The sequence below is a fragment of the Blastococcus sp. SYSU DS0753 genome (assembly GCF_054051175.1).
In genome coordinates this window covers 61,214-73,283 of the sequence record NZ_JBJHAT010000012.1, presented here as the reverse complement: position 1 = coordinate 73,283, position 12,070 = coordinate 61,214, and the positions used below count along the sequence as shown (strand labels likewise).

Sequence of the window (12,070 nt, the reverse complement as noted above, 5' to 3'; positions counted from 1 at the left end):
GGAGGGGGTGTGCAGGGGGGGTCCCCCACCCCCTTCCCCCGGGGGTCCGCCGGAGCGTTCTCGCAGGTCAGTGCCCTGGCGAGTCCGGCCCGCCGTTGGACAGCAGGGCGTCGAGCTCCGCGTCCAGCTGCAGCAGTGCGCCCTCCGACCCGGACGGCACCAGGGCCTCGGTGTGGCGGAGGAAGGCGGCGACCGTCGCGCGGGAGAGCTCGAAGAGCGCCTCGCCCGAGGGGGCCCGCAGGTGCAGGTACAGCAGGTCGGCCGTGGCGCGCGCGGGCCACACCCGGACGTCGCCGTCGCCGGCGGGGTGCTCGAGGCCGGCCTGGAGCAGTTCCCGGCTCACCAGCCAGGCGATGCTCTCCTCGCCGTCGACCGCGTCGTCCGAGTCCCCGGCGTCACCGAAGGCGATGCGCACCGCGTAGGGATCGGTGGGGTCGTAGCAGAGCAGGGCCGGGACCTCCGTCCACGAGCGCGGGCCGACCAGCTGCAGGGTGACGGGGGAGATGTGGCCGGGAGTCCATCGGCTGGTCATGACAGTTCCAACGACGGCGCTTGTGAGAAGTGACGTGCTTCGTGTGCTCTGGTCACACCCGCATCATGCGCCACGGACGGGTGTTCCGAACCTGCTGGGCGTGTCGCACCGGCCGGGTCGCCACCGCCGCGACGTGCGTCGTGCGGGGGCTCGGCGACCCGGTGGCGCTCGCCACGTGCGACGTCGTGCGGTCACAGATCGAGATCGGCGCCGTAGGCTCCCAGGTGACCGGCCTCGACGGCTTCCCCGGATACGGCATCTGCTCGAGCCCGGTCGGCAGGCTCCGTCGGCACCGACGGAGGTAGTCGCGACCGGGCAGGTGACCAGCTGAGCGGATCAGAGACCACGACGGCACCGGCGGCGGGCGTGCGCCAGCACTCGGAGACCCCGGACGAGCGGCGCGCGCGCTACGACGCCGATGACGTGCGCAGCCTGCGCGAGCGCGTGGCCGAGGCGCGCTGGCGGAGGCGGCTGGCCGTGCGCCGGAGCCTCAACCACGGCTACCGGGTGGGCGTGGGGATCGTCGGCGGCCTCATCGTGGCCATCGGCCTGGTCACCATCCCGCTGCCCGGACCGGGGTGGCTGACGGTCATCGCGGGCCTCTTCATCCTCGCCACCGAGTTCACCTGGGCCGAGCGGCTGCTCGAGTTCACCAAGCGCCACGTCGCGCGCTGGACCGACTGGGTCGCCGCGCAGCCGGTCTGGGTGCGGCTGCTGCTCGCGCTGGCGACGGCGGCCCTCGTGTACGGCATCCTCGTCGTCAGCCTGCACCTGGTGGGCGTCCCCGACTGGGTGCCGGGGTGGGTACCGCTCTGGCGATGAGCGTCTGGCACAATCAGAGGCGCAACGGGCGATTGGCTCAGTGGTAGAGCGCTTCGTTCACACCGAAGAGGTCACTGGTTCGAACCCAGTATCGCCCACCGCACGCGAAGGGCCAGGTCGTCCCGGCAGGGAGGCCTGGCCCTTCGGCGTTCCGCGGCGGCCCGGCCCGGATCGCGGGACGATGGGTGCGATGAGCGCCCAGCCCGACCGCGCCGCCCGGCTCCAGCTGCTCCTGGACCGCGACGGGCCGACCTGCATGTGGTGCGGGCGCCGGTTCTCCCCGCTGGTCCGCCCCACCACCGAGCACGTCGTGCCCCGCGTCAAGGGCGGGCCGTCGTGGCTGGAGAACGAGGTCGCCGCCTGCTCGCGCTGCAACGGCGAGCGGGGCCACCGCAGCCCGGTCGAGTGGCTGGAGGAGTGCCGCCGCCGGGGCTGGCCGGCCGACGAGGCGCGCCTGGCCCGAGCCCTGGGCGACCTCGCCGCCGCGATCACCCGGACCGGTGGGCAGCGGCGCGCCCGGCCCTACCTGGACGCGCAGCTCCGCCGCCTGCGCCGATCGCGGTCGGCGGCCTAGGGTCGGGCCGTGACGACGACCGGGCGCGTGGCGCGGATCTGGATCTACCCCGTCAAGTCCCTCGGCGGCACGGCCCGGAACTCCGTCCGCGTCGGTTGGGCCGGCCCGGAGGGCGACCGGGCCTGGACGGTCGTCGACGCGGAGAGCGGGGAGGTGCTGCGCGGCAAGCACGCACCGGGCCTGGCCGCGCTCACGCCCGCCGGCGCTCCGGAGGCCGACGCGGCGGCGGTGAGCGGTGCGCTGGGCCGGCCGGTGCGCATCGAGCGGGCACCCGGGGGCTCCGGTGCCGACGCGGCCCCCGTGCACCTCGTCTCCCGCCAGGCGATCGACCGGGCGGCGGCCGGCGACGTCCCCGAGGGCTGCTCCGCCGACGACCCGCGCGCCAACGTGCTCCTGGACCTGCCCGACGACGACGAGCGGAGCTGGGTGGGCCGCACGGTGCGGATCGGCACCGCCGAGCTGGCCGTGGTCCGCACCCCCAAGCACTGCCTCGGCGTCTACGCCGAGGTGCGACAGCCCGGCGAGCTGACCGTCGGCGACGCCGTCCTGCTCTAGCGTCGGCGCCATGCGTCGCTGGGGGGCCGCCGGGGCGGCCGTGCTCCTGCTGGCCGGCTGCGGTGGCGGGGCCGGTGCGCCCGCCGAGCCGGCCGACGTCTCCGGGCCCGGGGCGTCCGCTGCGGCCCCGGAACCGCCGCCCGAGCCCGAGCCCGAGAGCTTCACGCTGCTCGCGACCGGCGACGTGCTGGTGCACCAGGGCCGGGCGCTCACCTCCGGTGCCCGGCAGCCCGACGGCTCGTACGACTTCAGCGGGGTGTTCGCGCCCGTCGCCGACCTGATCGGAGACGCCGACCTGGCCATCTGCCACCTGGAGACGCCGGTCGCCCCGGAGGGTGGCCCGTACCGCGGCTACCCGAGCTTCAGCGTCCAGCCGGAGATCGTCGACGCGCTGGCCGGCGCGGGGTACGACCTGTGCTCCACGGCGTCCAACCACTCGCTGGACGCCGGCTTCGACGGGCTCACCCGCACGATCGACACGCTGGCGGGGGCCGGCATCGGGCACACCGGCACGTACCGCAGCCGGGAGGAGAGCGGCCGGCCGACGCTCGTCGACGTGGACGGCGTGCGCGTCGGCCACGTCGCGGCGACGTTCAGCCTCAACGGCGTGCCGCTGCCTGCCGGCCGGGAGTGGTCGGTGGACGTCGCCGCCCTGCCCGACGTGCCCGGCATGCTGGCCGCCGCGGCGCGGGCGCGGGCGGCGGGCGCCGAGGTCGTCGTCGCGAGCCTCCACTGCTGCCAGGAGTACGACAACGACCCGACGCCCACCCAGGAGGCGGCCGCGGGGGCGCTGCTGGGCTCCCCGGACGTCGACCTCGTGCTCGGCCACCACGCGCACGTGGTGCAGCCGGTCGAGCAGATCGGCGGCGAGTGGGTCGCCTACGGCCTCGGCAACCACCTCGCCGAGCACGCCACCCGCGGGTACCCGACCGAGGACTCGGTGGCCGCCCGCTTCACCTTCACCCGCGGCGCCGACGGCCGGTTCGCCGTCTCCCGGGCGGAGGCGGTGCCGCTGCGCATCGAGCTGGGGGAGGACGCCGTGCGGATCGTCCCGGCCGACCCCGAGAGCTTCGCGCGGATCGCCGGCGTCCTCGACCGGCGGGGTGCGGTGGCCGCGGGGCTGGGCATCGTCCCGGGGTGAGCGCGGGGGCGCACTAGGCTCAGGGCGCCCGTTCCTCGATCCCCTGGAGCATGCTCGTGTCCACCCAGCCCTCGCCCACCGCCGTCGGACCGATCCGGGTGCCGGCCGGGACGACGGCCCAGGACGCGCTCAAGGCCGCCGGCGTCCCGCTCAAGGGCCCCGACGGCGCCGTCGTCGTCCGCGACGTGGCCACCGGCAGCCTCAAGGACCTCGCCTGGGCCCCGGACGCCGACGCCGAGGTCGAGGCCGTCGCGGCGTCCAGCGCCGACGGGCGCGCGGTCATCCGGCACTCCGCCGCCCACGTGCTCGCCCAGGCGGTGCAGGACCTCTTCCCGGGCACCCGTCTGGGCATCGGCCCGCCGGTCGAGAACGGCTTCTACTACGACTTCGACCCCGAGCGGCCGTTCACCCCCGAGGACCTGAAGGCGCTCGAGAAGCGCATGCAGGAGATCGTGAAGGCCGGGCAGTACTTCGCCCGGCGCGAGATCAGCGACGACGACGCCAAGGGCGAGCTCGCCCACGAGCCGTACAAGCTCGAGCTCATCGGGCTGAAGGGCGGCGCCGGCGACGACGTCGGGGCCGCGGCCGAGGGCGCCGACGTCGAGGTCGGCGGCGCGCAGCTGACGATGTACGACAACCTCGACCCGCGGTCGGGCGAGCGGGTCTGGACCGACCTGTGCCGCGGCCCGCACCTGCCGCGGACGTCGAGCATCCCCGCCTTCAGCCTCACCCGGAGCGCGGCGGCGTACTGGCGGGGCAGCGAGAAGAATCCGCAGCTGCAGCGCGTCTACGGCACCGCCTGGGAGAGCAAGGAGGCGCACAAGGCCTACCTGGAGCACCTCGCCGAGGCCGAGCGACGCGACCACCGCCGGCTCGGCGTCGAGCTGGACCTGTTCAGCTTCCCGGACGAGATCGGCTCCGGGCTGCCCGTCTTCCACCCCAAGGGCGGGGTGATCAAGCGGGAGATGGAGGACTACGTCCGGCGCCGGCACCTGGAGGAGGGCTTCGACTACGTCGGCACCCCGCACATCAGCAAGAGCGGGCTGTTCGAGACCTCCGGGCACCTCCCGTACTACGAGGAGACCATGTTCCCGGGCATGGACCTGGACAACGCGAAGTACTACCTCAAGGCCATGAACTGCCCGATGCACAACCTGATCTTCCGGTCGCGCGGGCGGTCCTACCGCGAGCTCCCGCTGCGCCTGTTCGAGTTCGGCTCGGTCTACCGCTACGAGCAGTCCGGCGTCGTGCACGGCCTGACCCGGGTGCGGGGCTTCGCCCAGGACGACTCGCACAGCTACGTCACCCCCGAGCAGGCGCCCGGGGAGATCCGGCACCTGCTGGCGTTCGTGCTGGGCCTCCTGCGCGACTTCGGGCTGGACGACTACTTCCTGGAGCTGTCCACCCGCGACGCGTCCGACAAGTTCATCGGGTCCGACGAGGAGTGGGCGGTCGCCACCGCCGTCCTCGAGGAGGCGGCGAAGGAGACCGGCCTGGAACTGGTGCCCGATCCGGGCGGGGCGGCCTACTACGGCCCGAAGATCTCCGTGCAGGCCCGCGACGCCATCGGCCGGACCTGGCAGATGTCGACGATCCAGTACGACTTCAACCAGCCGGCCCGCTTCGGCCTGGAGTACACCTCCGCCGACGGCGGCCGCCAGCAGCCGGTGATGATCCACTCGGCGAAGTTCGGCTCGATCGAGCGCTTCTTCGGCGTCCTCACCGAGCACTACGCGGGCGCCTTCCCGGCGTGGCTGGCCCCGGTCCAGGTCGTCGGCATCCCGGTCACCGACGAGCAGGTGCCCTACCTCACCGACGTCGCGCTGAAGCTGCGCGCCCGCGGCCTGCGGGTGGAGATCGACGACTCCGACGACCGGATGCAGAAGAAGATCCGGACGGCGAGCAAGCAGAAGGTCCCCTTCGTCCTCATCGCCGGGGCCACCGACGCCGACGCCGGCGCGGTCTCCTTCCGCTTCCGCGACGGCAGCCAGCGCAACGGTGTGCTGGTCGACGACGCCGTCGAGTTCGTCGCGGCCTGGGTCGCGGCCCGGACCAACGCCGACCCGACGGCGGACACCGCGGCGGTCCCCGGATGACCGGAGAGCCGCACGAGCCGTACCGGGTGGCGGTCTCCTCCGACGACGGCGGTCCGGCGACGGTGTTCGAGCACCTGTGGACGCCCTACCGCATGGCCTACATCCGCGGGGAGGGGAAGCCGACGGGCGCGCACGACTGCCCGTTCTGCGTCATCCCCACCCTGGAGGACGCCGCCGGGCTGGTCGTGGCGCGGGGGGAGACGGTCTTCGCCGTCCTCAACCTGTACCCCTACAACGCCGGCCACCTCATGCTGGTGCCGTACCGGCACGTGCCCGACTACACGGACCTCACGCCGGCGGAGGTCGCCGAGCTCGGCGCCTTCACGCAGACGGCGATGCGGGTGGTGCGGGCGGTGACCGGTGCGCACGGCTTCAACATCGGGATGAACCAGGGTTCCGTCGCCGGCGCCGGCATCGCCGACCACCTGCACCAGCACGCCGTGCCGCGCTGGGGCGGGGACACCAACTTCATGCCGGTCATCGGGCTCACCCGCGTGCTCCCGCAGGTGCTGGGGGAGACGCGCGCCCTGCTCGCCGCCGCCTGGGCGGACCACCACGCCACGAGCCCGGAGGCCTGAGTGCTCGGCGTCAACGCCCGCCCCGTGGTGGCCAAGGTGGTCAACCCGCTGGCCGTGCGGCTGGCCCGGCTCGGGGTCACCCCGGACATGGTCACGATCACCGGGACCGTCGGGGCGATCGCCGGCGCCGCCGGGCTCATCGCGACCGGGCACCTCTTCTGGGGGGCGTTCACCGTCACGGTCTTCGTGCTGCTGGACATGCTCGACGGCGCGCTGGCCCGCCTGCGCGGCGGCGGCTCGGTCTTCGGTGCCGTGCTGGACTCCACCGGTGACCGCGCCGCCGACGCCGCAATCTTCGGCGCGCTGATCTGGTGGTTCGCCGGGAGCGGGGACAACCGGCTCCTCGTCCTGCTCGCGCTGCTCTGCCTGGTGCTGGGCGTCCTCACCTCCTACATCAAGGCGCGGGCCGAGGGGATGGGGCTGTCCTGCGACGTCGGCGTCGTCGAGCGGACGGAGCGGCTGATCCTGGTGCTGACCGGCACCGGCTTCACCGGGCTGGGCATCCCGTACGCCGTCCACGTGGCGCTGTGGGTGCTGCTGGCCGGCAGCGCCGTCACGGTGGCCCAGCGGGTGCTGGCGGTGAAGCGGTCCGCGGACGGACGGCGGATCGAACCGTGAGCGGCGCTCGGGAGCGGCTGGCCGGTCGGCTGTCCGACGCGGGGTACGCAGCGGGGTGGCGGGCGGTGCGCATGCTCCCGGAGCCGGCCGCGCGGTCACTGTTCGACCGGGCGGGGGAGTGGGCCGCCGGTCGCGACGGCCGGGGCGTCCGCCAGCTGCGCGCCAACCTGCGGGTGGTGACCGGCGGGCGGCTGTCCGAGCCGGAGCTCGCGGAGCTGACCCGCCGGGCGATGCGGTCCTACGCCCGCTACTGGCAGGAGGCCTTCCGGCTGCCGACGCTGACCGCGGAGCGGATCCGGCGCGACAGCGTGGTCCCCGGGATCGAGCACATCGCGCGCGCCCGCGCCGAGGGGCGCGGGGTGATCGCCGCCCTGCCGCACAGCGGCAACTGGGACGCGGCCGGCGCCTGGTTCACCGATTGGCTGGACGGCCCCTTCATGACCGTCGCCGAGCGGCTGCGCCCCGAGTCGCTGTACCGGCGGTTCCTCGACTACCGCGAGTCCCTGGGCTTCCGGGTGGTGCCGCTCACCGGTGGGGAGCGGCCGAGCTCGGAGGTCCTGCGCGAGTGGCTGGCCGACGGCGGCGTGGCCTGCCTGCTGGTCGACCGCAACCTCGGTGCCGGCGGTGTCCCGGTGACGTTCTTCGGCCGGGCGGCCACCATGCCCGGTGGCGCGGCGCTGCTGGCCGAGCGCACCGGTGCCGCCCTCGTGCCGGCGGTCTGCCAGTTCACCGCGACCGGGTGGCGGATGTGCATCTCGCCCGAGGTGCCGGTCCGGGGTCCCGGCCGGCTCGCCGACCGGGTGGGGACGGCGATGCAGCAGGTGGCCGACGTGTTCGCCGCCGGGATCGCCGAGCGTCCCGAGGACTGGCACATGCTCGGCCGGATCTGGCCCGACGTGCCGGCCGATCCGGTCGCGCCCGGCCGGGGGGGCGCGGACTGATGCGCATCGGCCTGGTCTGCCCCTACCGCTGGGACGTCCCCGGTGGTGTCCAGTACCACGTGCGCGATTTCGCCGTGACGCTGCGCGGGATGGGCCACCACGTGGAGGTGCTCACGCCCGCGCAGCACGAGGAGTCGGTCACCGACCCCTTCGTCACCTTCGCCGGCCGCACCGTCCCGGTCCCGTACAACGGCTCGATGGCGAGCCTCCAGTTCGGCCCCGTGTCGGCCGCGCGGGTGCGCCGCTGGCTCCGGGAGGGCCGGTTCGACGTCGTCCACGTGCACGAGCCGGCGACCCCGTCGGTGTCCCTGCTGGTCTGCATGATCGCGACCGGGCCGATCGTGGCGACCTTCCACGCGGCGACGACCCGCTCCAAGTGGCTGGCCGCCGTCGGCCCCATGACGCGGCCCTGGCTGGAGAAGATCAGCGGCCGGATCGCCGTCTCCGACTTCGCCCGGCGCGTGCAGGTCGAGCACCTGGGGGGCGACGCCGTCATCATCCCCAACGGCGTGCACGTGCCGTTCTTCGCCGACGGGCCGCCGCTGCCCGGCTACGGCCGGGGGACGGGCGCCCCGCCCACCATCGGCTTCGTCGGGCGGTTCGACGAGCCCCGCAAGGGGCTGCCGGTGCTGCTGGCGGCGCTGCGCACCGTCGTCCGGACCCACCCGGCGGTGCGGCTGCTCATCGCCGGACGCGGTGACGCCGACCAGCTGTGGTCCATGGTGGGCACCGAGCTGCGGCCGCACGTGACCCTGCTCGGGGAGGTCTCGGAGGCGGACAAGGCGGCGCTGCTGCGGAGCGTGGACGTCTACTGCGCACCCAACCTGCTCGGTGAGTCGTTCGGCGTGATCCTCATCGAGGCGATGGCCGCCGGGGCGCCCGTCGTCGCCAGCGACCTGGACGCCTTCGTCCGGGTGCTGGACGACGGGGCCGCGGGAGTCGTGGTGCGACGCGACGACCCGGCCGCGCTCGGCCGGGCGCTCGCGGACCTGCTCGCCGACCCCGCCCGGCGCGCCGAGCTCGCCGCGCGCGGCTCCCAGGTGGCCGCGCGCTACGACTGGCAGGTGCTCGCCCGCCGCGTCCTGGCGGTGTACGAGACCGTCCTGCCGCCCGGCGGCGGCGTGGTGACCGCGGCGCCCGAGGACGAGTTCCCCGGCGTGCCGCCGACAGGCACCGCGGCCGGACCTCCCCGCATCCGGCGGCCGCGCCGCTAGCCTCGGGGACCGTGACGTCCCTGGCCTGGTTGCTGCTCGCCGCCGGAGTGCTCCTGCTCCTGGTGGTCTGGACCGGCTGGACGCTCACCCGGCTGCGGCGGCTGGACGCCCGGGTCGACCGGGCCTGGGCGACGCTGGACGCCCAGCTGCAGCGCCGCGCCGGGCTCGCCGAGGAGCTGGCCCGCCACCACCCAGCGGCCCTCGCCGCCGAGGTCCGGCTCGGCCTGGTGTCGCACGCAGCGGAGGCGCGCGCGGCCCGCGACGCGGGGGACCGCGAGCTGGCGGAGAACGCGCTCGGGCACCAGCTGCGCGAGCTGCCGCCCGGCCTGCCGGGCGTCCCCGCGGCGCTGCGCGCGGACCTGGCGGGCACCCAGACGCGGGTCGCCCTGGCCCGCCGGTTCTACAACGACGCCGTGCGCGACACCCGCGAGCTGCGCGGCCGGCGCTTCCCCCGTTGGGCGGGCCTGCACCGCACGCGCCCGCTGCCGCGCTACTTCGACATCGACGACCGCCTGGGCGACGTGACCAAGGACGCCGACGTGGCCGGCCGCCTCGCCGGCTGACGCCCGTAGGGTGGGGGACCCCCGTTCTCGACCCCAAGGCGGAAACCTGTGACGACGCAGCCCGACCCGTCCGTCGCCCGGACCGGTACCGACCGCGTGAAGCGCGGCATGGCCGAGCAGCTCAAGGGCGGCGTCATCATGGACGTCGTCACGCCAGAGCAGGCCCGGATCGCCGAGGACGCCGGCGCCGTGGCGGTGATGGCGCTGGAGCGGGTGCCGGCCGACATCCGCGCCCAGGGCGGCATCGCGCGGATGAGCGACCCGGACATGGTCCAGGGGATCGTCGACGCCGTCTCCATCCCCGTGATGGCCAAGGCCCGCATCGGCCACTTCGTCGAGGCGCAGGTGCTGCAGTCCCTCGGTGTGGACTACATCGACGAGTCCGAGGTGCTCACCCCCGCGGACGAGGCGCACCACATCGACAAGCACGCGTTCACCGTGCCGTTCGTCTGCGGCGCCACCGACCTCGGCGAGGCGCTGCGGCGCATCTCCGAGGGCGCGGCGATGATCCGGTCCAAGGGCGAGGCCGGCACCGGCAACGTCGTGGAGGCCACCCGGCACATGCGGTCGATCCGGGCCGGCATCAAGGCGCTGGGCACCCTCGACGAGAGCGAGCTCTTCGTGGCCGCCAAGGAGCTGCGGGCGCCGTACGACCTGGTGGCCGAGGTGGCCCGGCTCGGCAAGCTGCCGGTGGTGCTGTTCACCGCCGGTGGCATCGCCACCCCGGCCGACGCGGCGATGATGATGCAGCTGGGCGCCGAGGGCGTGTTCGTCGGCTCGGGCATCTTCAAGTCCGGCGACCCGGCGCAGCGGGCGGCGGCCATCGTGCAGGCGACGACGTTCTCCGACGACCCCGACGTGATCGCCAAGGTCTCGCGCGGGCTGGGCGAGCCGATGGTCGGGATCGACGTCTCGACGCTGCCGGCGGCCGAGCGCTACGCCACCCGCGGGTGGTGACCGCCCCCGTCATCGGGGTGCTGGCGCTGCAGGGCGACGTCCGCGAGCACCTCGCGGTGCTGCGGGCCGAGGGGGCCGAGCCGCGGCCGGTGCGCCGGCCGGAGGAGCTGGCCGGCGTCGACGGGATCGTCGTCCCCGGCGGGGAGTCGACGACGATGGGGACCCTGGCCGGGCGGTTCGGTCTGCTCGAGCCGCTGCGCGCGGCGGTGCGCGCGGGGCTGCCCGCCTACGGGACCTGCGCGGGCATGATCCTGCTCGCCGACCGGCTGGTCGGCGCCCCGCCGGGGCAGCCGACCGTCGGCGGGCTGGACGTGACCGTCCGGCGGAACGCCTTCGGCCGGCAGGCCGACTCCTTCGAGACCCGGGTCGAGCTGGACGGGCTCGGCGGGGGCCCGCTGCACGCCGTCTTCATCCGCGCGCCGTGGGTGGAGGAGGCCGGCCCGGGGGTGCAGGTCCTCGGGCGGGTCGTGGGCGGTGCGGCCGACGGTAGGATCGTCGCGGTCCGCCAGGGCGACGTGGTGGCCACCAGCTTCCACCCCGAGCTGACCGGGGACCGCCGGGTGCACGCGCTGTTCGTCGACATCGTGCGCGCTCACCTGGCCGACGCAGAGAGGGGAGAGCCGTGAGCGGCCACTCCAAGTGGGCGACGACCAAGCACAAGAAGGCCGGGATCGACGCCAAGCGCGGCAAGCTCTTCGCCAAGCTGATCAAGAACATCGAGGTCGCCGCCCGCACGGGCGGCGGTGACCCCGCCGGCAACCCGACGCTCTTCGACGCCATCCAGAAGGCGAAGAAGAGCTCGGTGCCCAATGACAACATCGACCGTGCGGTCAAGCGCGGATCGGGCGCCGAGGCCGGTGGCGTCGACTACCAGGGCATCACCTACGAGGGCTACGCGGCCGGCGGTGTCGCGGTGCTCATCGAGTGCCTCACCGACAACAAGAACCGCTCGGCCATGGAGGTCCGCACCGCCATGACCCGCAACGGCGGGTCGATGGCCGACCCCGGCTCGGTCTCCTACCTCTTCTCCCGCAAGGGCGTGGTCGTGGTGCCGAAGTCCGGCGACGTCGACGAGGACAGCGTGCTGATGGCGGTGCTGGACGCCGGCGCCGAGGAGGTGCGCGACCTGGGCGACACGCTCGAGGTCATCTGCGAGCCCGGTGACCTGGTGGCCGTGCGCACCGCGCTGCAGGAGGCCGGTATCGAGTACGACTCGGCCGACGCCGGCTTCCTGCCCAGCGTCCAGGTGGAGCTCGACGAGGACGGGGCGACCAAGGTCTTCAAGCTCATCGACGCCCTCGAGGACCTCGACGACGTGCAGAACGTCTACGCCAACTACGAGGTGCCCGACGACGTCATGGAGAAGGTCACCGCCGACGCCTAGAAGGACCCCGGTGCCGATTCGTCAGATCACCTGGCGTGTTGACGGGGTCCGGTCGGGGGCTGCGGTTAGCCTCGGTCGAACACCAGTTCGGCTGA

Annotated in this window: 14 protein-coding genes and 1 tRNA gene; 14 read left to right on the top strand and 1 reads right to left on the bottom strand. The window is 74.4% G+C overall.

Features of this window, described 5'->3' with window-relative positions:
• Positions 1-67: 67 nt before the first annotated feature.
• The gene (locus ACI799_RS11505; protein WP_456588613.1) at positions 68-532 is read right to left on the bottom strand and encodes an SsgA family sporulation/cell division regulator; all 465 of its coding nucleotides are present in this window, start codon (positions 530-532) and stop codon (positions 68-70) included.
• 366 nt (positions 533-898) lie between these two features.
• On the opposite strand from ACI799_RS11505, the gene ACI799_RS11500 reads away from it, so the two are divergent.
• The 14 genes from ACI799_RS11500 (at position 899) to ACI799_RS11435 (ending at position 11,975) form a co-directional block, all read left to right on the top strand.
• Positions 899-1,354: a TIGR02611 family protein gene (locus tag ACI799_RS11500; protein ID WP_456588614.1), complete on the top strand. Its 456-nt coding sequence runs from the start codon at positions 899-901 to the stop codon at positions 1,352-1,354.
• Positions 1,355-1,380: 26 nt separating this feature from the next.
• A tRNA-Val gene (locus ACI799_RS11495) sits at positions 1,381-1,452 on the top strand.
• 92 nt (positions 1,453-1,544) lie between these two features.
• Positions 1,545-1,928 (top strand): HNH endonuclease, encoded by a 384-nt coding sequence (locus ACI799_RS11490; RefSeq protein WP_456588615.1) that lies wholly within the window; start codon positions 1,545-1,547, stop codon positions 1,926-1,928.
• Positions 1,929-1,937: 9 nt separating this feature from the next.
• Positions 1,938-2,483 carry an MOSC N-terminal beta barrel domain-containing protein gene (locus tag ACI799_RS11485; RefSeq protein WP_456599335.1) on the top strand — a complete coding sequence of 182 codons (546 nt, stop codon included), beginning with the start codon at positions 1,938-1,940 and terminating at the stop codon, positions 2,481-2,483.
• Positions 2,484-2,493: 10 nt separating this feature from the next.
• Positions 2,494-3,624 (top strand): CapA family protein, encoded by a 1,131-nt coding sequence (locus tag ACI799_RS11480; protein WP_456613109.1) that lies wholly within the window; start codon positions 2,494-2,496, stop codon positions 3,622-3,624.
• A gap of 50 nt (positions 3,625-3,674) precedes the next feature.
• Positions 3,675-5,720 (top strand): threonine--tRNA ligase, encoded by a 2,046-nt coding sequence (gene thrS, locus ACI799_RS11475; RefSeq protein ID WP_456613108.1) that lies wholly within the window; start codon positions 3,675-3,677, stop codon positions 5,718-5,720.
• Entirely contained in the window at positions 5,717-6,298 is a 582-nt protein-coding gene (locus tag ACI799_RS11470) for an HIT family protein (protein WP_456588619.1), read from the top strand. The genes thrS and ACI799_RS11470 overlap by 4 nt, the downstream gene beginning before the upstream one ends.
• Positions 6,299-6,916 carry a phosphatidylinositol phosphate synthase gene (gene pgsA / locus ACI799_RS11465; RefSeq protein WP_456599338.1) on the top strand — a complete coding sequence of 206 codons (618 nt, stop codon included), beginning with the start codon at positions 6,299-6,301 and terminating at the stop codon, positions 6,914-6,916.
• Positions 6,913-7,857, top strand: a complete 945-nt coding sequence (locus ACI799_RS11460) for a phosphatidylinositol mannoside acyltransferase (protein ID WP_456588621.1) — start codon at positions 6,913-6,915, stop codon at positions 7,855-7,857. The genes pgsA and ACI799_RS11460 overlap by 4 nt, the downstream gene beginning before the upstream one ends.
• Complete coding sequence (locus ACI799_RS11455; RefSeq protein WP_456588622.1) at positions 7,857-9,071, top strand: glycosyltransferase family 4 protein; 1,215 nt, start codon at positions 7,857-7,859, stop codon at positions 9,069-9,071. Before ACI799_RS11460 ends, ACI799_RS11455 begins: the two co-directional genes overlap by 1 nt.
• Positions 9,072-9,082: 11 nt before the next feature.
• Positions 9,083-9,634 (top strand): hypothetical protein, encoded by a 552-nt coding sequence (locus ACI799_RS11450; protein ID WP_456588623.1) that lies wholly within the window; start codon positions 9,083-9,085, stop codon positions 9,632-9,634.
• A gap of 48 nt (positions 9,635-9,682) precedes the next feature.
• Positions 9,683-10,591, top strand: a complete 909-nt coding sequence (gene pdxS, locus ACI799_RS11445; protein WP_456588624.1) for a pyridoxal 5'-phosphate synthase lyase subunit PdxS — start codon at positions 9,683-9,685, stop codon at positions 10,589-10,591.
• Positions 10,588-11,217, top strand: a complete 630-nt coding sequence (pdxT, locus tag ACI799_RS11440) for a pyridoxal 5'-phosphate synthase glutaminase subunit PdxT (protein WP_456588625.1) — start codon at positions 10,588-10,590, stop codon at positions 11,215-11,217. Before pdxS ends, pdxT begins: the two co-directional genes overlap by 4 nt.
• Entirely contained in the window at positions 11,214-11,975 is a 762-nt protein-coding gene (locus ACI799_RS11435) for a YebC/PmpR family DNA-binding transcriptional regulator (protein ID WP_456588626.1), read from the top strand. The genes pdxT and ACI799_RS11435 overlap by 4 nt, the downstream gene beginning before the upstream one ends.
• The last annotated feature ends 95 nt before the right edge of the window (positions 11,976-12,070 follow it).